Genomic DNA, 19,212 nt, shown 5'->3' on the forward strand with positions numbered 1-19,212 from the left:
TGTTACAGACCGTATTTGCCGAAGATGGCCTGCAGCTCTCCGTTGTCCTGCATCTTGACCAGCGCCGCGTTCACCTGGCCCAGCAATTCGGCATTGCCTTTGTCCACGGTCAGACCGACATTGCCCGGTTTCATCGGCTCGTATCCTTCGACCAGCCGGACACCCAGATCGGGGTTCTGGGAAATCTGGTAACCCACGATCGGGCCATCGACGAACCCGGCCTTGATCCGGCCCAGCTGAACGTCGCGCATGATGTCGGCAATCGAGTCATACAGTTTGATTTCGCCAAACCCGCCGATTTCGGTCAGCGCGTCGGCATATACCGTTCCAACCTGCGCCCCGATCACTTCGCCGGCCAGATCGTCGCGGGTGTAATTCTCGGGGTTATCCGCCGCCACGAACATGGCATCGCCATAGCTGTAGGGGCTTTCCGAGAAATCCACGACCTGCGCGCGCCTGTCGGTGATCAGCATCCCGGCCGAGATCAGGTCGATCTTGCCGGTGTTCGGGGCGGGAATAAGTGCGGAAAAGGCGGTGATCTCAAAGTTGATATCGGCCCCGATTTCCGACCCGATCGCATTGGCGATATCGACCATCGCGCCGGTCGGTTCCTGCGTTTGCGTGTCGACGAAGGTGAAGGGAACACCGGTTGTTGTCACAGCCACATTCAGGGTCTCGGCAAGGGCGGCGGCGCCCAGGGACAGATAGGCTGACGCGGCCAGGGCGACGAGTTTATTCACGTGTATAAAAATTCTCCCAGCTGGATTGTACCTTTCTTATCAGCACCATGGATATGCCGCCTATGAAAGGTTCACGGGGAACGCTATAGGAAAGTGAATATACGTCAACAAAATTTTCACGTATTTGAAATCAGGGGGCGATAACCAATGGTTAGCCTTGTATTGACGTCAATTATCAATCCATTTTCATGGACATGAACAATTCCAGCCGATAGGTTGAACGGGCAGCACTCTGGAAGCAACCGGTACATCATCGCCATGTCACACACCGCAGATCACGCAGAACCGACCGAGCACGCGCCGACGGACGAGGATCGGCATCTGGGCCGCACCATACGCGACCGGCGCAAGGAGCTTGGCCTGTCGCTGGCACAGGTGTCCGACTCGGCGGGGATATCGGTCGGTCTGCTCAGTCAGATCGAACGCGGCATCTCTTCGCCCTCCGTCCGGGTGCTGCGCGCGATCAGTTCCGCCTTGCAGGTGCAGGTCCTGTATCTGTTCGGCGGCGAAGAAGGCGGCCCGGCCCATGACGACGGCTATATCGTGCGCGCCAACCGCCGCAGATCCATCGATCTGAGCGGCAAGGGGATGATGAAATCCTTTCTGACGGCGCATGACGAAGGCGAGCTTCAGGTCATGGATCTTGAACTGGACCAGTTCGGCGGTTCCGGCGCCGAACCTTATTCACATGCGGGCGAAGAATGCGGCGTCGTGATTGAAGGCTGCCTGGAATTGCTGATCGACGGCCGCGCCTATACGCTGAACGAGGGCGACTCGTTTCACTTCGAAAGCAAGCTTCCGCACCGGTTCCGCAACCTTGGCAACGGGAAATGCCGGGTCATCTGGGCGACGACCCCGCCGATCTGGTAGAGGGTGCTAAGTCCGGTTCTGAAGGTCATGGTCCGGGTCGCGACCATCCTGCAACAGACGCACAGGCAATCACTGCCCCCAGCCGATTGGCGCACGCCGGTGCCTGTCACTCTGCAGGTGCGATATAGGCGGTGGCCTCGATCTCGATCAGGGCCTCGTCCTCGACAAAATCCTTGATGAACAGCAGGGACATGGCGGGGTAATGCTTGCCAAAGATACGCTGATAGGTCTGGCCAATTTCCCGTTGCCTGGTCACGTATTCGCGCTTGTCCTTCACATACCAGGTCAGGCGCCCGATATCGGTGACATCGCCGCCCGCCGCGCGGACAATCTCGGCGATGTTGGTCAGGACCTGTTCCATCTGCCCGATAAAGCCGCCGCTGGCGAATTTCTTGTCCTTGTCCCAACCGATCTGCCCGCCCACATGCAGGGTTCCATCTGGCATCAGCATGCCGTTGGCGTAACCAAGGGCACGCGCCCATCCTTCGGGGTGAATCACTTTGGGCTTCATTACGTTGCCTCCATCGTGGTCCTGATATTCAGTTTGACCGGTCATCCGTCCAACCCTAGCCGAAAGCGCTGCACCTTGCCGGTTTCGGTGTTCGGCATCGCGGGGCGACTGTCGACCGGAACGCTCATATGTTTGCCATCCATATTCATACCCGGATCACACCCATCCCGGCCCGGGTCGCCGCGCGCAAGGCGTTTTCGGCCGACCACGGGATGGTCGAGGCATCGCCCAACACCACGATCACCGCCCAGACAAGCAATAGGTATGGCACCCTCCCGTTCAAAAGCCGCAGGCTCCTGCGCCTGAATCTGATTGTTGGGAGCGTACACGCGCGGCAAAATATTTCAAGATTAAATGTTTTAGACTTAAAGCATAAAGTGGCCTCCTGTCCGACACACCGTTTGCAGTTCAGGGGCGCAGCAGACGGCTGAATGGCAGTGCGTCGCGTAGTGGGAAACGGATGGTGCCAAAACCCACGAACGCTGGTGGTACGAATAGTGGCGCAATCCCCACCCGACGGTCTTTTGCACCGGCGGATTTCGGGCCTGCAGCGATAATTTTTGTCGCTTGCAGGCCTTTTTGTCGCGAACGCACTTGTCGCCTTTTCGGAAACCGGGGAAAAAGAGGAATGATGCAAAACCGTATTGCAACACGTCCGGATCGCCGCGCCACCGGCTGCGATCTCGTGCCGCGTCGGGCGTGACACCCCGTTAGGTTCAGGGCTCATAGCCAATAGATGACGAGAGCTGCGAGGGCGATTGCTGAGAGGAAGACTTTCGGGCACCTGTCGTAACGGGTTGCCACACGGCGCCAATCCTTGAGCCTGCCAAACATGATCTCGATCCGGTTGCGGCGTTTGTATCGGCGCTTGTCGTACTTCACCGTTGTCTTGCGCTGCTTCCGACCGGGGATACAAGCGCGTATCCCTTTGTCTTGTAACGCTTCTCGGAACCAATCGGCATCGTATCCGCGATCTCCGAGTAGCCAATCGACATTCGGTATGCCGCTGAACAGAGCCCGAGCACCGATGTAGTCGCTGACCTGTCCTGCGGTTATAAACAGGTTCAGCGGGCGTCCCTGACTGTCGCAGATGGCGTGCAGTTTGGTGTTCATGCCGCCCTTGGTTCGACCAATCAGGCGTCCACGCCCCCCTTTTTGACGCCCATGCTGGTCGCTGTCCGGTGAGCCTTCAGATAGGTCGCGTCGATCATCACAGTCTTCTGTTCGCCGTGCTCGGCGGCCAGGCCAGCCATCATTCGCGCGAAGATGCCCTTGTCGCTCCACCGTTTCCATCGATTGTACAGCGTCTTGTGCGGTCCATAGGCAGCAGGGGCATCCCGCCACCGCAAACCATTGCGATTGATGAAGATAATCCCGCTCAACACACGCCGGTCATCGACGCGCGGCTTGCCGTGGGGCTTCGGGAAAAAGGGCTCCAGACGCGCCATTTGCGCATCCGTAAGCCAGAAGAGATCAGACATGTTCACCGCTCGTTTTTGAACCGTGAATCACGCCGCAAAACGGAAATCAATGGGTCCTGACCCTAATAACCAAGGCAAATCGTAACGGGGGGAATCATAACAATGACGTTTTCGATTGCAACGTTGGTGACATTTCGAATTGGGCCGGACTGCTGAAAGACGGTTTCAATTCAGCGCCTTGTCGTTGCGCAGACAGTGGTGTCGCAAACTGGCAAGATTGGTAGAGCGATCGCTCTACCCTGGCCTCTATGAATGATACACAAACGCAGATTGCCGAGAATCTTGACCGTCAGTTTTCCGAAATGGGTTTTGCAACCCAGGGTGTCGAAGCGTTGCGCGTTGGTGCCAATGTCTCGCTTCGGACCCTGTACAAATATTTTCCCAGCCGCGAGGCGATGGTGATCGGGGCGTTGACCCACCGGGATGTCGCTTATTCGGACTGGATCGGTCACGATGATGCCGAAGGCGCGGATCATGTGCTGCATGTGCTTGTCCGCCTGTCGGACTGGCTAGTTGAAGTATCCAACACCGGATGCCTGTTTCGCAACGCTCTGGCGGCTTATCCTGAAAGCGAACCGATCCGCGACGCTGTCGAGACTCACAAGGCGCATGTCCGGGACATGTTCCGCGCGCGGCTGCTGAAGGTCGATGCCGGCTGCGATGCCGACGCTCTGGCGGAAGCCCTGTTCGTCCTGCACGAGGGGCTGACGGAAACCGCGCGCCTGATCGGGGTCAGGCAGGCCTCGGCGGCGACGCTGCGCTGCGCCCGGGCGCTGCTTGGGGCTGCGAATATTCATTAAACCGGATCAACCGGCAGGACGACAAAAGGAACGGACGTGAAGATCAAGGAAATCCACATCTACGCCCATGAACTGCCGGTCAAAAACGGCCCCTACACCATGGCCAATGCCGAGGTCCGGGCGCTGGAGACAACGCTGGTCAAACTGACAGACGACAGCGGCACCGTGGGCTGGGGCGAGACCTGCCCGGTCGGCCCGACCTATGCCGAGGCGCATGCAAAAGGGGCACTGGCCGCGCTGACCGAGATGGCGAAGGGGCTGATCGGGGCCGATCTCTGGCCGGTGGCGCTGACTCACAAGATGAACAGCCTGCTGAACGGTCACAATTATGCCAAGGCGGCCATCGATATCGCGGCGCATGACCTGATCAGCAGGAAGCTGGGCGTCAATGTCGCGGACCTGCTGGGCGGGGCGCAGACGGATCGGGTGCCCTCCTACTATGCCACCGGCATCGGGGCGCCGGATGACATTGCCAGACTGGCGAAAGAGAAAAGGGACGAGGGCTATCCGCGCCTGCAGGTCAAGGTCGGCGGCCGCCCTGTCGAGATCGATATCGAGACCATCCGAAAGGTCTGGGAGGTCATTCGCGGGTCGGGCATGCGCCTTGCCGTCGATGGCAACCGGGGATGGACCACCCGCGATGACCTGCGGGTCAGCCGGGAATGCCCCGAGATACCGTTCATCATGGAACAGCCCTGCAACAGCTATGAGGACCTGCAAAAGATCCGCCCGCAGGTGTGCCACGGGATTTACATGGATGAAAACAGCGTCGATCTGAACACCGTGATCTCGGCCGCCGGAACCGGTCTGGTCGATGGGTTCGGCATGAAGGTGACCCGGATCGGCGGCCTGCAGAACATGCGCGCCTTCCGGGATATCTGCGACGCGCGCAACCTGCCGCATACCTGCGATGACAGCTGGGGCGGCGATATCATCGCGGCGGCCTGCACCCAGATCGCATCGACTGTGCGCCCCTCGTTGATGGAGGGCGCGTGGCTCGCTGCGCCTTATATCGAGGGCAATTATGATCCGGAAAACGGCATCCAAATTGTGGGCGGACATATCCGGCGCCCGACCGGGCCGGGCCTTGGCATCACCCCCGATGAAAGCGCCATTGGCGACCCCATCGCGTCGTTCTGAGGAGAGCCTGATGCGCCGGTTCCCGGCGTAACCGTACACCGCGGCCTGCCGGGACAGGCGGTCGCCACCTTAGGAAAGGGAACCATGTTCAAAGACAAACGCGCCCTTGTCACCGGCGCTGCCGGAGGCATCGGCAAGGCCATCACCGAAAAGCTGCGGGCAAACGGCGCGAAAGTGGCCGTTGCCGACCGCGCGACAGACGGGATCGGGGCCGAGGCGCATCTGCCCGGCGATCTGCTTGATCCGCAGTACAGCGACAATCTGGCCGCAGCGGCGCAAAAAGCGTTGGGCGGGCTGGATATCGTCATCAACAACGCGGGCGTCATCACGCGCGGCCCGGTGACCGAGACCTCGGATACCGACTGGGCGCTGTCGATGGGCGTGAATGTCGAGGCCCCGTTTCGGATCTGCCGCGCTGCCATCCCGCTGATGGCGGAAACCGGCGGCGGAGCCATCGTCAACACCGCGTCCTGCTGGGGCGGCAAGGCGCCCGGTCCGAACCATGCGCTCTATTGCATGACCAAGGCCGCCATCGCCTCGCTGTCCGAATGCATGGGCATGGATCACGCGCATCAGGGCATCCGCATCAATGCGGTCTGCCCCAATGAGGTGAACACGCCGATGCTGCGGTCCGGCTTCGCCAAACGCGGCTTCGACCCCGACAAGGCGGTGGCTGAACTTGGCAAAACCGTCCCTCTTGGTCGCATTGCCGAACCCGAAGACATCGCCGATGTGGTCCTGTTCCTGGCTTCGGACGCGGCGCGTTACATGTGCGGCGCGCTGGTCGAGGTCAATGGCGGGAAACCGGTCGCATGAGGCGGTTCGAAGGCAAAGTGGCGCTGGTCACCGGCGGGCGTTCGGGGATCGGGCAGGCCATCGCCGCGCGGCTGGCTGACGAAGGCGCGCGCGTTTTCACCGCGCAGCGCGGGCCCGACGACATATTTGAAGGGATCGCCGCCGATTTCACTGATCCGGCCTCTCCTGCGCAGGTGGTGGCCGAGCTCATAACCCGCGCCGGGCGGCTGGACGTTCTGGTCAACAATGCCGGGATGATGCAAGAGGCCCGGGTCGAGGATATGAGCCTGACGGACTGGCAGAAAACCGTGACCGTCAACCTGACCGCGCCGTTTCTGATGATACAGGCCGCCCTGCCCCATCTGCGCGCGACGCGGGGCAGTATCGTCAATACCGGCTCTATCGAGGGGTTGGGCAGCAATCCGGGCCACGCGGCCTATTGTGCGTCAAAGGCAGGGCTGCACGGGCTGACCCGCGCCGTCGCGGTCGATCACGGGGCCGAGGGCATCCGCTGCAACGCAATCGCGCCGGGCTGGATCGACACCGATCTGAACCTCGATTTCATCAAGTCCATGCCCGATCCACAGGCGTTCCGGCGCGACATAGGCAAGATCCATCCCGTGGCGCGGACCGGCAAACCCGAAGAAGTCGCCGCCCTGGCCGCGTTTCTGGCTGCCGGGGAAAGCGGCTTCATCACAGGGCAGGTCTATACCGTCGATGGCGGGCGCATGGCGCAATTGAGCTTGCCCTGAGACCGTGATGCCGGGCCCATAAGCCCCTGCAAGAGCAGAAAAAAAGAAGCCCGCCTGTTGCGGCGGGCCAGTTTGGGGAGGGAAGTTTCCTCAGTAGCTCTGGTTCAGTTCTTCCGCCGCCGGAATCTCGCGCTCGCGGCGGGCGATGTAGTCCAGCAGCTCTTCGTTCTTGGCTTCGTCCAGCTTCGGCTCTTCATATTCCCCCAGCAGCTTTCTGGCGTGTTTCAGGGCGCGCTCGGTGATCTCGACACTGCCTTCGGCCTGCCATTGCTCGATCGAGTTGTTGTCGAACAGATCGGGCATGAAAAACGCCTGTTGGAAATTGTCCTGCGTGTGCGGGTGGCCCAGATAGTGACCGCCGGGGCCGATATCGGGAACCGCGGCAACGGCCTGATCGAAATCATGCCATTTCGGCCCCTCGGCCATGCGGTAGGCCATGGCGCATTGTTCCGCATCCACGACGAATTTGGCGACCGAGCAATGCATGCCCGCCTCGTTCCAGCCCGCCGAGTGCCAGATATAATGCGCGCCCGCATGGACAACCGCGCTGAGCGTGGTGGCGGATTCGTATCCGGCCTGCGCGTCGAACGTCTTGGCCCCGCCCAGCGTGTTCGAGGTGCGCCACGGCACGTCGTAGAACCGCGCCATCTGGCCGATCATAAAGTTCATCAGGCTGATCTCGGGTGTGCCCGCCATCGGCGCGCCGGATTTCATCGACACGGTCGACAGGTAGTGGCCCCAGATCGCCGGGCAGCCCTTGCGGACCACCTGCGTATAGGCCAGCGCCGACAGCGCTTCGGCGGTCAGCTGGGCCACGGTGGCGGGGACGGATGCAGGCGTGTTCGCGCCGCCCAGCACGAAGGGCGAGCACAAAACCGGCTGGTTGCGGCGGCAGAAGGCGCGCATCGCGCCCAGCATGGTCTCGTCCCAGACCAGCGGGCTGTTGCCGTTGCAATTGCCGGTGGTGACCGGGTTGTTGTCGATGAACTCATCGCCGAACAGAATGGCGCACATGTCCATCACGTCCTCGGCGTTCTTGGGCGAGGTGGTCATGCCCATGAACATCTTGTCCGAATATTTCATCGACGAATAGGTGATGCGCAAATGCCGCTGGCTGATCGGGTGATCATAAGGTTCGACGATATGGTGGGCCGAGCTGTGCAGCGCGGGCATCATGTGGCTGAGCTTGTGGAACATCGCCAGATCGTCCAGCGTCGGGTTCCGGCGCACATCGTCCAGATCGCGCAGGAAGGGCGCGCCGGTCATCGGCACGAACACCGAATGCTTGCCGCCAAGCCTGACATTGTTGTTGGGATTGCGCGCGTGATAGGTGAACTGCGCCGGAATGGTCGAGATCAGCTCGCGCACCATATTACGGTCCAGATAGACCAGTTCGCCATCGATCCTGGCCCCGGCTTTCCTCCAGTCTTCCAGCGCAATCGGATCGCGGAACTGAACCCCGACATTTTCCAGAATGTCCATGGCCGCGTTGTCGATCATCTCGACCTGCGCATGATCCATCACTTCGCACAGCGGAATGTTGCGGGTCAGGCCGGGCAGCATGTCAAACCGGGGCGCGGTGCGGATCGCCCGACGGGCAGACCGACCGCCCGAACGAGAACGGGTACGGCTTTCAGTGGTCATCGTGAGTCTCCAGTGATTTCGGAGACTATCCCACGTCCCGGATGATCATGCGTCCCGTCTTGCGAAGTAATTTTGATGGAAGCGACATATCTTCGTCACAGGCGCAAAGCCGCCCCTGCTGCCCGATGTGCGGAACGCAAACCGCGCGGCGGTGGCCCCAAACAGCAGCCGAATTGTGATGTCAGCTGATTTTATTCCGCTGAGCGTGCGGCGAGACCCCAAAGCGTGCGCGATAGACCTTGGCAAAGTGACCGGGGCTTTCATAGCCGCAGGCCATGGCAATGTCGGTTATGGAATCCTCGGTCTGCAGCAAAAGCTTTCTGGCCCGGTCCAGACGCATTTCGACATAGTATTTCTTGGGCGTCGAATTCAGATATTTCCCGAACAGCCGTTCAAGCTGGCGGGTGGAAATCCCTAGCCTGGCCGCAATCGAAGACGGAGGGGTCGGGTCATCGATCCGGTCCCGCATGATACGGATCGCGCCCGCAAGATGCTTGTTGCGCATGCCGTTCCGCGATTGCAGTGAAACCCGCTGTTCCGCCGTCGCGTTCCGGACCGCGACATAGACCATCTGATCCGCAACATCGAGCGCAAGGTCCTCGCCATGTTCCGCTTCAATCAGATGCAGCATCAGGTCTGCCGTCGCGGTGCCCCCTGACGCCGTGATGTGTTTTTCGTCGGCAACAAAAACGCTGCGCACCAGATTCACATCCGGAAACTCCTCCATGAAGCTGTCGTGATACTCCCAGTGAATGGCGGCTTTGCATCCGCCCAGAAACCCGGCCTCGGCCAATATCCATGCCCCGGAACACAGAGCGCCGATTCTGGTTCCTTTGGCGCGTTCCCGGCGCAGCGCTGACAGCAACGGACGGCTGACATGGTTTCGCATGTTGATGCCGGACAACACAAAAATCCGGTGGCATTTGGCGACCGCCGAGAAATCCCCGTCTACCGAGGTTTTGGACCCGTTCGAGGACGCAACGGGTTCCCCGTCTTCCGAGTGCAGCGACCATTCGTACAGGTCTTTCCCGCTGATGAGATTTGCGATCCGCAACGGCTCGACCGCGCAGGAAAACGCGAGGTGCGAAAACTCATCCGTCAGAAAGAACACAACTTTTTGCGGCTGGGACATGACCGTCACATAGTCGCCTTGCAACATTCCATGGGGTGAAATTCTGGCTACAGCACAAGGTCATATGACGTCAAGCCGACTTGATGGGCGTTTCGATCGCAAGCGCCCGGCGCTTGCCCCCTTTGGCCCATGCCGGTTCGGGAATGGCGGGCGCGGTTCACCCCTCGCCTAAATTCAGGGCAATTCGGTCCAGCTACAGTCATTTTTTGACGATGCCAGCGCGCCGGAAATGAACGCCATGCCCAGCAAACCGTCCGCAAGACCGGGCAGCAAACGGCCCGCGCCTTGATCGCCCCGGATCAGGTCCGCAGCCTCGGCATAAAGCGTGGCAAAGCCTTCAAGGTAGCCTTCGGGGTGGCCCGGCGGGATGCGGGTGGCGCGTTTGGCCGCCGGGGACGTCATTGCGCCGGAGCCGCGCGTCAAGGTCTGCGGCGGCTGGCCGAACCGGCTGAACCGCATGTGATTGGGATGTTCCTGCGCCCATTCCAGCCCGCCGCGTTCGCCATAGACCCGCAGGCGCAGACCGTTTTCGTTGCCCACCGCCACCTGACTGGCCCACAGCATGCCCCGCGCGCCGCTGGCATAGCGCAGCAGGATGTGGGCGTTGTCATCCACCTGACGGCCCGGAACCATGCTGGTCAGATCGGCGGCCAGGTGCGAGGGCACCTCGCCCGTCACGAAATGCGCCAGGTTGAACGCATGGGTGCCGATATCGCCGATGGCCCCTGCCCCCGACCGCTCCGGATCGGTGCGCCAGTCGGCCTGTTTGTTGTCGGTATCAGCCGGTTCCGTCAGCCAGTCCTGCGCGTATTCCACCTGCAACAGCCGCAACCTGCCCAACTCGCCCGCCTGCACCATGTCGCGCGCCTGCCGAATCATCGGATAGCCGGTGTAGTTATGGGTCAGGATGAAATGCGCGGATGAGGCATCGGCCACCGCCCTGATGCGGGCGGCATCCTCGGTCGTGGCGGCCAGAGGTTTGTCGCAGATCACGTGGATCCCGGCCTGCAGAAATGCAATCGCCGGGTCGGCATGCATATGGTTCGGGGTGACGATGGCAACCGCGTCGATGCCATCGTCGCGCGCGGCCTCGGCGTCTGCCATTTGGCGGAAATCGGCATAGGATCGGTCGGGCGCGATCCCCAGTTCCTGCGCGGATGCCGCAGCACGCTGCGGATCGGACGACAGCGCCCCCGCCACCAGATGCCAGCGCCCGTCCAGCCGGGCCGCGATCCGGTGCACGGCCCCGATGAACGCGCCCTGCCCGCCGCCGACCATGCCCAGTTTCAACACGGTCACTGGCCCAGCCCCAGCATGGTTCGGATCATGGCCTGATCAACCTCGCCACCGGCGAAGTCATCAAACGCCTTGTCGGTGGTCTCGATGATATGGCGCGCGATGAAGGGCGCGCCTTCGGCGGCCCCCTGTTCGAGGGATTTCAGGCAACATTCCCATTCCAGAACCGCCCAGCTGTCATAGCCATATTGCGTCAGCTTCGAGAAAATCGCGCCGAAATCCACCTGCCCGTCGCCCAGAGAACGGAAGCGCCCGGCGCGGTTGGTCCAGCCCTGATAGCCGGAATAAACGCCTTGCCGACCGGTCGGGTTGAACTCTGCATCCTTGACGTGAAAGGCGCAGATGCGGTCGTGGTAGAGGTCGATGAACTCCAGATAATCCATCTGCTGCAACAGGAAATGCGAGGGGTCGTAGTTGATCCGGCAGGCCTCATGCCCGTTCACCGCATCAAGGAACATCTCGAAGCTGGCCCCGTCGAACACATCCTCGCCCGGGTGGATTTCAAAGCCGATGGCCACGCCTTGCTCGGCGTAAGCGTCAAAGATCGGGTGCCAGCGGCGGGCAAGCTCGGCAAAGGCCTCTTCGATCAGGCCCTGCGGGCGCTGCGGCCAGGGATAGAGATAGGGAAAGGCCAGCGACCCGGTGAAGCTGACCGAGGTGTCCAGCCCCATGCGGCGGGATGCGATCGCGGCTTTCCTGACCTGATCTACGGCCCAGCCCTGCCGCGCCTGCGGATTGCCATGGACGGTTTTGGGCGCGAAAGCGTCAAAGGCCAGATCGTAGGCGGGATGCACCGCGACCAGCTGGCCCTGCAGATGGGTCGAAAGCTCACTGACCTCAACGCCCGCCTCGCGGCAGGTGCCGAGGATCTCATCGCAATAGGTCTGGCTGTCGGCGGCTTTGTCCAGATCGAACAAACGCCCGTCAAACGTGGGGATCTGCACCGCCTTATAGCCCAGACCCGCCGCCCATTCCACAATCGCGCCCAGCGAATTGAACGGAGCCGCATCATCGGCAAACTGCGCAAGAAATAGTCCCGGTCCCTTGATCGCACCCGGCATATCAGCCTCCCTTGAAAAATCCGGTGTGTCAGGCCCCGACCGGGGCCTGACGGGGTCAGGTGGTTACTTGCCGCCCCAGCGTTCGGGGTAGCCCGGCATGCCCTCGCAACCGCAGGCCGCGTAGTGCAGCGGCGGCATCGACGGGTTCACGAAATCAGCCAGATTGTCGTTGGTGATCGCCGGTTGCGGCAGGTTCCATTCCGGGCCGGGGATCGCCTCGCCATCCAGAATTTTCAGAGCCGCCAGAATCGGCGTGCGCCACTGATAGGTCGGATAGGTCGGCGCGATGGTGGTCATCCCGATCTCCTGCCATTTCTGCAGGAAATCCTGCTGGTCTTCGCCGGTGACAATCGGCACGTCCAGCCCCATATCCTCGAACGCCTCGATGGCCGCGACCGAGGTTGCGCCCGCGTCCATCCAGACCGCGCCCAACTGGTTGCCGCGCTGGATATAATCCTCGACAATCGCCTTGGTCTTGGCGCGGTCGCCATCGGTGAATTCCGCGCCAACGATGTTCAGACCGGCCTCTTCCAGAATACGTTTCGCGGCAGAGTAGCGGGTTTCCAGAACGTCGACGCCGGGCAGGATGCGCAGCATCAGCACGTCGGACCCTTCGGGCGCGTTGGCGGCGATGAACCCACCCGACTGGATGCCGAAACCATAGCCGCCGACCGGTTTGATAAAGGTCACGGGGCAATCGGTGTTCACACCCCGGTCGAACACGATCACGGGAAGTTGCTCGCAGGCTTTTTCCACAGCGGGGGTCAGAGCTGCGGTCGTGTTGGGGGACACGATCAGGGCGTCACAGGTGCCACCGGCCAGCAGATCCTCGATATCGGCAATCTGCTTGTCGTCTGAGCCTTCGGCGTCGGTCACGACGAACTCGGCGATATTGTCATGCTGTTCCACCTCGGCCTGCATGGTATTCCAGCCGACTACGCGCCACGGGTTGTTAACGCCCGCGTTCGAGAAGCAGATCGTATGCGGGCCATCCTTTTTGAAACCCGAGGTATCGGCCATCACGTCGCCATAATGCTGCAGCCAGGGGGTTGCCGCATCGCCATTGGCGGCTGCGCCCAGCATGTCTTTTTGCTTGGCGAATTCGGCCGGATCGTCAAAGTTCTGCGCCTGGGCGGGCAAGGCCACCACCAGCGCCGTCAGGGCGGTCGCTGTACATTTGTTGATCATCTTGTTTCCTCCTCCTCGGTAAAATATCGGGCGCCTATCCCCCTGATCGGCGTCGTCGGTATCCGGCGATCACCACCGCCGAGATCAAAATCAGCCCCTGCACCACATCGCGGATGGGTTTCGGGAAACCCAGAATGTTGAGCAGCGTGAACATCGCCTGCAGCACCAGCGCGCCCGCAATCGTGGCCCCCACGGTGCCGCGCCCGCCCAGCAATTGCGCCCCGCCGATGACGGCGGCGGTGATCGCCTGAAGCTCAAGCCCGATGCCCACATCGGTGGAGACGCCCGCAAAGCCGCCCAGCAATATCCCGGCGATGACGGCCGAGACCGAGGACATGACAAACGCCACAATCCGCGTTTCCGTCAGTGGGACCCCGGCCAGCAAGGCGGCCTTTGGATTGTCGCCCATGGCGATCAGGCGCTTGCCGTAATTGGTGCGGTGCATCAGCCACCACATGGCGGCGCAGACCACCACCATCACGATCACCGCCACCGGCAGGATTTTGATCAGCGGCAGGTCCTTGATCAGATAGCGTCCGAAAAAGCGGAAATTCTCGGGCAGGTATCCGCGCGGCGCACCGCCCGACCATGTCAGGGCCACACCGCTGAGCGTGATCATCATCCCCAGCGTGGCAATGATCGACGGCACCTTGAGCCACGACACCACCAGCGCATTCACCACGCCCACGATCACGCCCGCGCCCAGCATGACCAGGATCACCCACCATGTCGCGCCGGCATCCCCGTCCAGCAGGATCGAGCTGCCGATCACCGTAAGCGTCACCAATGCGCCTGCCGACAGGTCGAACCCGCCCGAGTTGATGACGTAAAGCTGCCCCACCGCCAGAATCGCAATTGGCGCGGCGCGTTTGAGGAAGTTCATGTAACCGGTCGGCTGCAGGAAATAGGGCGACAGGATCGCGATTGCCACAAAAAGCAGCACCAGCACCAGAAAGACCGGGTTGATCTGTTCCAGCCGGGCCATCATGCCTCGATCCTCCGGCTGCGCACGGCATAGACGGCGACGGCGGCCACGATGATGACCCCGCGCAGGATCTGTTTGGCAAAGGCGTCGACACCGGCAATGTTGAAGATCGAGTCGATCAGCGAAAAGATCATCACCCCCATCAACGTGCCCCAGACGCCGCCGCGCCCGCCGGACAGCGCCGTACCGCCGATGACAACGACGGCGATGGATTCCAGATCGTAAACCCCGTCCCGCCCGATCCACGGCGCGCCCGAGCGTAACCGGCTGGCCAGATACAGCCCCGCGATAGTGGCGCAGACCGAGCAGATCACATGCGCCATGATCACCACGCGGGTGGTGCGCATGCCTGCAAGCTTGGCCGCATCCGGGTTGCCGCCGACCGAATAGATGTTTGACCCCGCGCGGGTGAAACGAAGGAACACCCAGGCCGCCACGGTCAGGGCAATCAGGAAGATCAGGCTGACCGAGATGCCGCCGACCTGCCCGTAAGCGAAGACCTGAAACTCTTCCGGTACCTCTCCGGCGAAATTGTTGAACGTGGCGCTCAGCAACCCTTGCAGGATCAGCGCCATGCCAAGGGTGGCGATCAGCGGGTTGACCTCGAACTGGGTGATCACCAGCCCGTTGATCAGGCCGACCACGACCCCCACCGCCAGAACGGCAGCAATCGCGGGCAACATCATCGCCGGATCGCCCGACATGATCGATGAGGCCAACACGGCAGAGACTGAAATCAGGTTCGCCACGCTCAGATCAATCGAGGCGATCAGGATGGTAAAAGTTTGACCTACTGCGGTGATCCCCAGAGCAATCGAGCGCCCCAACAGGCCCAGCAGGTTTTCGGCGGTCAGATATTGCGTCTGCCCGGTCGCCACGGCGACGATGACATAGATCGCCACCGCCACCAGCAGCAGCAGGAACGGCGCAAGGGCCGCGAGGTTCCGGGGCCTGCCGATCTTCATGAGGCTTCCAGTTCAAGATGCGCCTCGGTCGCTGCATGCATGACCTCGGTCTCGCTGGCACCATGGCCGAACTCGGCCACGATCTTGCCGTCGCTCATCACCAGAACCCGGTCCGAGATGCCCAGAACCTCGGGCAGGTCAGACGAAATCGCCATCACCGCTGCGCCCTCTTGTGCCAGTTTGCGCATCTGGGCGTATATCCCGGCCTTGGTGTTGACGTCGATGCCACGGGTCGGTTCGACAAAGATCAGAACCTTCGGGGCCAGCGACAGCCAGCGCGCAACGATGGCCTTTTGCTGGTTGCCCCCGGACAGAGACTGAATCTCGACCTCGTAATTCGCCGCACGCAGATCGAAGACGTCAAACAGCGCGTCCATCTGATCGAGCGAGGCAATCGGCGAGTGGTTCGGTGCCCCCAGGGCGCTGGAAAAGGCCCGCGCCGAGATCATGCCGTTGTCACGGACCGATTGCATCAGCATCAGGCCCTCGGCCTTGCGGTCGCCGGGCAGCATGGCGATCCCGGCCTTGGCGGCGCTGCGCGGGCTGGTCAGCGGGACCGGTCTGCCCTCAACCGTAACCGCGCCCGACTCGAACGGTTCCGCGCCAAACAGGGCCAGCGCCAGCGCCGTGCGGCCAGCGCCCTGAACACCGGCAAACCCGGTGATCTGACCCGCGCGCAGGTCGAGATCGATGTCGAACAGCCGGTCATTGCCGCCGCCGCGCACGGTCAGCACCGCCGCGCCAATTTCCTCCGGCGTGGCGGGTTCGGGATAGAAATGCCCGATATCGCGCCCGACCATCGCCTCGACGATCTGGCCGGTTTCGGGCACCTGATCGAACGCGGCGGCGACCTTGCCGTCCTTGATGACGGTGACGCGGTCGGCCAGACGGCGGATTTCGCGCATGCGGTGGGTGATATAGACAATCGAGCGCCCCTGCCCGCGCAGATTTTCGACCAGTTGGAACAGCAGATCGCACTCGGTATCGTTCAGCGCCGCCGTTGGTTCATCCATGACGATGACCTGCGCGTTAAGGGACAGCGCCTTGGCGATCTCGACCATCTGCTGCTGCGCGACGTCCAGATCGCTGACCAAGGTGTCCGGGCCAAAGCGATGGCGATCCCCGAACAGCGCCAGGACGTCCTGCGTTTCGCGCCGCATCCTGTCGCTGTCCAGCAGGCCCCAAAGGCGCGTGGGTTCGCGGCCCAGAAAGATGTTTTCGGCCACCGTCCGGTCGGGCAGCAGCGAGAATTCCTGATAGATCACGCTGACCCCTTGCGCGAGCGATTCCAGCGGGTGCTGAAACCGCACCTTCTGACCGCGCAGGAAGATGTCGCCTTGTTCCGCCTGATAGACGCCCGACAGCACCTTCATCAGTGTGGATTTGCCCGCGCCGTTTTCCCCGACCAGCGCGTGCACCTCGCCCGATCGGGCCGAGAAACTGACCGCATCCAGCGCCTTGATCCCCGGAAAGACCTTGGAGATCCCTTTCATCTCAAAGAGGGCATCACCGCTCATGCCTGCGCCCAGCCTTTGCGAATGAACGCGGCGCTGTCGTGAAACAGCTGCGGGTGATCGTCGAACATCGGCCGCCAGATGCGTGTGGCCGCAGCAATTTCGGGAACGCCTGCGCCAAAGGCCTCCATCACCACCCAGCCGTCAAAGCCGGTTTTCTTCACCGCGGAAAAGATCGTGCCGAAATCGATCTGCCCGGTTCCGGGCGTGCCCCGGTCATTTTCCGAGACATGCAGAACGTTGATCCGGCCAGACAGCGCCGCAATCGCCTGCGCCTGATCCTTTTCTTCGATATGCGCGTGGAACGTGTCGTACAGGATCCCGAAAGCGGCATGGTCGACCAGTTCGCAATACTGCGCCGCCTGTTCGGCGGTGTTCAGGAAGTGGGTTTCGAACCGGTTCAGGGGCTCCAGCGCCAGCCGCATCCCCCGCGCTGCCGCGTTTTCAGCCATCCGGTGGTGCAGCTCGGCCCCGCGCTGCCATTCCCCGGCGGTTGGCCCGCTGCCGGTGAAATGCCCGATGGGCGCATGAAACGGCCCGCCGATGGTTTCGGCCCCCAGCGCCGTGGCGCAGTCCAGTATCCAGTTCAGATGAGCAACACCGCCCGCCCGGATATCGGGGTCGGCGCTGGTGGGGTCCGCATTGGGATCGGGCACAATCGCGGTGCAGGTCCGGTCCAGCCCCAGCGCATCCAGTTCGGCCCCCAGCCAGGCATAGTGATCGGCGGTCCCTTCGAGGATCGGGATTTCGACACCGTCATACCCTGCCTCGGCAGCAAGCTGGCAAAACTCCAACTGCGCCCTGTCGATCAGCCCACCGACGCACAGCAGGTTCACACCCAGCTTCATGTCCCCTCCCCAGAAGTTCAGAAGTTGCAACGGTGCGAATCTATGTAATCGATTTCATTGCTTATGTAAACCATTACATTTTCCGTTTCACGCTGCTATAAATCGTCAGCATGACAAGAAATTCGAACAAGAGACCCACGGTTCGGGATGTTGCACGAGTGGCCGGAGTCTCGACCGCGACGGTCAGCCGGGCGTTGCAATCGCCTGATATCGTTTCCCAAAAGACACGCGATGCGGTGTTCACGGCTGTCTCGGAAACCGGGTACAGCGTCAATACCGCCGCACAGATGCTGCGGCGCAACCGGTCGGGGACGGTGCTGGTCATCCTGCCGGATATTTCCAACCCGTTCTTTTCCAAGATCCTGTCGGGCATCGAAGAGGTTGCGACCCGCGCCAATCTGACGATCCTGATTGGCAACACCAACGGCGACGACGCGCGCTATGCGAAGATCCTGGAAAACCTGCGCAACGGGCGCGCCGACGGGGCCCTGATCCTGAACGGCGCCGCGCCGCCGGACGGGATGCTGCCCGAGGGCACCCCGGTCGTCTCGATCTCGGAACGTCTCGAGGATGCGGGCTATGCGCATGTCGGGACCGACAACCGCAAAGCGGCATTCGATGCCACGCATTATCTGCTGGCCCAGGGGCACCGAAAGATCGCCCATGTCACCGGACCCGAAGGCAACGCGCTGACCGAAGACCGCCGCGCCGGGTATGTTCAGGCGATGACCCAAGCCGGTCTGACAGACCACATCCACACAATCCCCGGCGGCTTCACCTATGCCGACGGAGAGCGGGCGGCGGACCAGCTGATTGCGCGGCACCCGGATACAACCGCCGCCTTCTGTGCCAATGACGAATCCGCCATGGGCGTCATCCGGAGCCTTCAGAAACAGGGATATTCCATCCCCGGCCAGATATCCGTCATGGGCTTCGACGACGTACCGTTTTCCCGCATCTTCCAGCCCGAGTTGACGACAGTGCATCAGGCGCGAAACCTGATCGGGCAACGGGCGATGGGAATATTGCTGGAACTGCTGGACAAAAGCGCCCCCCCTGCCGGTCCGGTGTTTCTGGAGCACAGGATCGTGACGCGAAACAGCGTGGCCGCACCGCCTGGGCATGCGTGAAACCCGAGGATGCAGTGGCGATTGGTCGGAACATCAATTCAGGCTGAAATCGCGATCTCAGGCGCGGGTCATTCGGCCAACAGGGCCGACAGCTCGTTCGCCCCCTTTTGCAATATCTCCAGAAACGACATCAGGCTGGTCACGTCATGGCGTTGTGTCGGGGCGTGCACCGACAGCGTGGCCACCAACCGGCCCTGCCCGTCCTGAACCGGCACCGCAAGGGCTGACATTCCGGTCATGAATTCCTCGTCATCGGTGGAATACCTACGCTCGGCAATGCGCTGGATTTCCGTTCGCAACGCCCCGGGTGAAGTCAACGAGCGTTCGGTCTGCGGTTGCAGATTTCCGGCGGCAAGAAAC

The 19,212-nt window shown here is 61.8% G+C and carries 20 protein-coding genes; 6 read left to right on the top strand and 14 right to left on the bottom strand.

Features of this window, described 5'->3' with window-relative positions; genetic code table 11:
- Positions 1–2 precede the first annotated feature (2 nt).
- Positions 3–740 (bottom strand): substrate-binding periplasmic protein, encoded by a 738-nt coding sequence (locus tag ACR0EZ_RS18680; RefSeq protein ID WP_480615953.1) that lies wholly within the window; start codon positions 738–740, stop codon positions 3–5.
- A gap of 258 nt (positions 741–998) precedes the next feature.
- On the opposite strand from ACR0EZ_RS18680, the gene ACR0EZ_RS18685 reads away from it, so the two are divergent.
- Complete coding sequence (locus ACR0EZ_RS18685) at positions 999–1,610, top strand: cupin domain-containing protein (RefSeq protein WP_480615955.1); 612 nt, start codon at positions 999–1,001, stop codon at positions 1,608–1,610.
- A gap of 106 nt (positions 1,611–1,716) precedes the next feature.
- Here ACR0EZ_RS18685 and ACR0EZ_RS18690 read toward each other — a convergent pair whose 3' ends face one another.
- The 3 genes from ACR0EZ_RS18690 to ACR0EZ_RS18700 form a co-directional block, all read right to left on the bottom strand.
- Positions 1,717–2,121, bottom strand: coding sequence for a RidA family protein (locus ACR0EZ_RS18690; protein WP_480615957.1), 405 nt, complete (start codon positions 2,119–2,121; stop codon positions 1,717–1,719).
- A 145-nt stretch (positions 2,122–2,266) separates the two neighbouring features.
- Positions 2,267–2,392 (bottom strand): hypothetical protein, encoded by a 126-nt coding sequence (locus tag ACR0EZ_RS18695; RefSeq protein WP_480615959.1) that lies wholly within the window; start codon positions 2,390–2,392, stop codon positions 2,267–2,269.
- Between the two features lie 452 nt (positions 2,393–2,844).
- Positions 2,845–3,602, bottom strand: a protein-coding gene (locus tag ACR0EZ_RS18700) for an IS5 family transposase (protein WP_480615961.1) whose coding sequence is annotated in 2 segments (ribosomal slippage) — positions 2,845–3,281 and positions 3,281–3,602 — 759 coding nt in all. Because the reading frame shifts where the segments join, the coding sequence is not laid out codon by codon here.
- 248 nt (positions 3,603–3,850) lie between these two features.
- Here ACR0EZ_RS18700 and ACR0EZ_RS18705 point away from each other — a divergent pair.
- From ACR0EZ_RS18705 to ACR0EZ_RS18720, 4 genes are all read left to right on the top strand, one after another.
- Positions 3,851–4,402 (top strand): TetR/AcrR family transcriptional regulator, encoded by a 552-nt coding sequence (locus tag ACR0EZ_RS18705; RefSeq protein ID WP_480615963.1) that lies wholly within the window; start codon positions 3,851–3,853, stop codon positions 4,400–4,402.
- Between the two features lie 36 nt (positions 4,403–4,438).
- A complete protein-coding gene (locus ACR0EZ_RS18710) occupies positions 4,439–5,542 on the top strand; it encodes a mandelate racemase/muconate lactonizing enzyme family protein (RefSeq protein ID WP_480615965.1) in 1,104 nt (367 codons plus the stop codon).
- An 84-nt stretch (positions 5,543–5,626) separates the two neighbouring features.
- Entirely contained in the window at positions 5,627–6,358 is a 732-nt protein-coding gene (locus ACR0EZ_RS18715) for an SDR family NAD(P)-dependent oxidoreductase (RefSeq protein WP_480615967.1), read from the top strand.
- Positions 6,355–7,089, top strand: coding sequence for an SDR family NAD(P)-dependent oxidoreductase (locus ACR0EZ_RS18720; protein WP_480615969.1), 735 nt, complete (start codon positions 6,355–6,357; stop codon positions 7,087–7,089). The genes ACR0EZ_RS18715 and ACR0EZ_RS18720 overlap by 4 nt, the downstream gene beginning before the upstream one ends.
- A 90-nt stretch (positions 7,090–7,179) precedes the next feature.
- Here ACR0EZ_RS18720 and ACR0EZ_RS18725 read toward each other — a convergent pair whose 3' ends face one another.
- From ACR0EZ_RS18725 to ACR0EZ_RS18765, 9 genes are all read right to left on the bottom strand, one after another.
- A complete protein-coding gene (locus ACR0EZ_RS18725; RefSeq protein WP_480615971.1) occupies positions 7,180–8,733 on the bottom strand; it encodes a trimethylamine methyltransferase family protein in 1,554 nt (517 codons plus the stop codon).
- A gap of 181 nt (positions 8,734–8,914) precedes the next feature.
- Positions 8,915–9,865 (bottom strand): GlxA family transcriptional regulator, encoded by a 951-nt coding sequence (locus ACR0EZ_RS18730; protein WP_480615995.1) that lies wholly within the window; start codon positions 9,863–9,865, stop codon positions 8,915–8,917.
- 174 nt (positions 9,866–10,039) lie between these two features.
- Complete coding sequence (locus tag ACR0EZ_RS18735; protein WP_480615997.1) at positions 10,040–11,143, bottom strand: Gfo/Idh/MocA family protein; 1,104 nt, start codon at positions 11,141–11,143, stop codon at positions 10,040–10,042.
- A gap of 17 nt (positions 11,144–11,160) precedes the next feature.
- Complete coding sequence (locus ACR0EZ_RS18740) at positions 11,161–12,222, bottom strand: sugar phosphate isomerase/epimerase family protein (protein ID WP_480615973.1); 1,062 nt, start codon at positions 12,220–12,222, stop codon at positions 11,161–11,163.
- A 63-nt stretch (positions 12,223–12,285) separates the two neighbouring features.
- A complete protein-coding gene (locus ACR0EZ_RS18745) occupies positions 12,286–13,410 on the bottom strand; it encodes a substrate-binding domain-containing protein (protein WP_480615975.1) in 1,125 nt (374 codons plus the stop codon).
- 34 nt (positions 13,411–13,444) lie between these two features.
- Entirely contained in the window at positions 13,445–14,395 is a 951-nt protein-coding gene (locus tag ACR0EZ_RS18750; protein WP_480615977.1) for an ABC transporter permease, read from the bottom strand.
- Positions 14,395–15,360: an ABC transporter permease gene (locus ACR0EZ_RS18755; RefSeq protein ID WP_480615979.1), complete on the bottom strand. Its 966-nt coding sequence runs from the start codon at positions 15,358–15,360 to the stop codon at positions 14,395–14,397. Before ACR0EZ_RS18755 ends, ACR0EZ_RS18750 begins: the two co-directional genes overlap by 1 nt.
- Entirely contained in the window at positions 15,357–16,877 is a 1,521-nt protein-coding gene (locus tag ACR0EZ_RS18760) for a sugar ABC transporter ATP-binding protein (protein ID WP_480615981.1), read from the bottom strand. The genes ACR0EZ_RS18755 and ACR0EZ_RS18760 overlap by 4 nt, the downstream gene beginning before the upstream one ends.
- On the bottom strand, positions 16,874–17,722 hold the full coding sequence (locus ACR0EZ_RS18765; RefSeq protein WP_480615983.1) for a sugar phosphate isomerase/epimerase family protein: 849 nt from the start codon (positions 17,720–17,722) through the stop codon (positions 16,874–16,876). The genes ACR0EZ_RS18760 and ACR0EZ_RS18765 overlap by 4 nt, the downstream gene beginning before the upstream one ends.
- A gap of 110 nt (positions 17,723–17,832) precedes the next feature.
- On the opposite strand from ACR0EZ_RS18765, the gene ACR0EZ_RS18770 reads away from it, so the two are divergent.
- Positions 17,833–18,852, top strand: a complete 1,020-nt coding sequence (locus ACR0EZ_RS18770; protein ID WP_480615985.1) for a LacI family DNA-binding transcriptional regulator — start codon at positions 17,833–17,835, stop codon at positions 18,850–18,852.
- Between the two features lie 68 nt (positions 18,853–18,920).
- On the opposite strand, the gene ACR0EZ_RS18775 is transcribed toward ACR0EZ_RS18770, so the two are convergent.
- Positions 18,921–19,212, bottom strand: a 292-nt coding sequence (locus tag ACR0EZ_RS18775) for an IclR family transcriptional regulator domain-containing protein (protein ID WP_480615987.1), incomplete at its 5' end; no start/stop codon positions are given.

Source organism: Ruegeria sp. AK4, from assembly GCF_056541025.1.

Excerpts from the sequence above, each read along its gene's own strand:
- ACR0EZ_RS18685 (WP_480615955.1), top strand. The coding sequence starts at position 999 with ATGTCACACACCGCAGATCACGCAGAACCGACCGAGCACGCGCCGACG.
- ACR0EZ_RS18690 (WP_480615957.1), bottom strand. The coding sequence starts at position 2,121 with ATGAAGCCCAAAGTGATTCACCCCGAAGGATGGGCGCGTGCCCTTGGT.
- ACR0EZ_RS18705 (WP_480615963.1), top strand. The coding sequence starts at position 3,851 with ATGAATGATACACAAACGCAGATTGCCGAGAATCTTGACCGTCAGTTT.
- ACR0EZ_RS18715 (WP_480615967.1), top strand. The coding sequence starts at position 5,627 with ATGTTCAAAGACAAACGCGCCCTTGTCACCGGCGCTGCCGGAGGCATC.
- ACR0EZ_RS18720 (WP_480615969.1), top strand. The coding sequence starts at position 6,355 with ATGAGGCGGTTCGAAGGCAAAGTGGCGCTGGTCACCGGCGGGCGTTCG.
- ACR0EZ_RS18725 (WP_480615971.1), bottom strand. The coding sequence starts at position 8,733 with ATGACCACTGAAAGCCGTACCCGTTCTCGTTCGGGCGGTCGGTCTGCC.
- ACR0EZ_RS18730 (WP_480615995.1), bottom strand. The coding sequence starts at position 9,865 with ATGTCCCAGCCGCAAAAAGTTGTGTTCTTTCTGACGGATGAGTTTTCG.
- ACR0EZ_RS18735 (WP_480615997.1), bottom strand. The coding sequence starts at position 11,143 with ATGGTCGGCGGCGGGCAGGGCGCGTTCATCGGGGCCGTGCACCGGATC.
- ACR0EZ_RS18740 (WP_480615973.1), bottom strand. The coding sequence starts at position 12,222 with ATGCCGGGTGCGATCAAGGGACCGGGACTATTTCTTGCGCAGTTTGCC.
- ACR0EZ_RS18745 (WP_480615975.1), bottom strand. The coding sequence starts at position 13,410 with ATGATCAACAAATGTACAGCGACCGCCCTGACGGCGCTGGTGGTGGCC.
- ACR0EZ_RS18750 (WP_480615977.1), bottom strand. The coding sequence starts at position 14,395 with ATGGCCCGGCTGGAACAGATCAACCCGGTCTTTCTGGTGCTGGTGCTG.
- ACR0EZ_RS18755 (WP_480615979.1), bottom strand. The coding sequence starts at position 15,360 with ATGAAGATCGGCAGGCCCCGGAACCTCGCGGCCCTTGCGCCGTTCCTG.
- ACR0EZ_RS18760 (WP_480615981.1), bottom strand. The coding sequence starts at position 16,877 with ATGAGCGGTGATGCCCTCTTTGAGATGAAAGGGATCTCCAAGGTCTTT.
- ACR0EZ_RS18765 (WP_480615983.1), bottom strand. The coding sequence starts at position 17,722 with ATGAAGCTGGGTGTGAACCTGCTGTGCGTCGGTGGGCTGATCGACAGG.
- ACR0EZ_RS18770 (WP_480615985.1), top strand. The coding sequence starts at position 17,833 with ATGACAAGAAATTCGAACAAGAGACCCACGGTTCGGGATGTTGCACGA.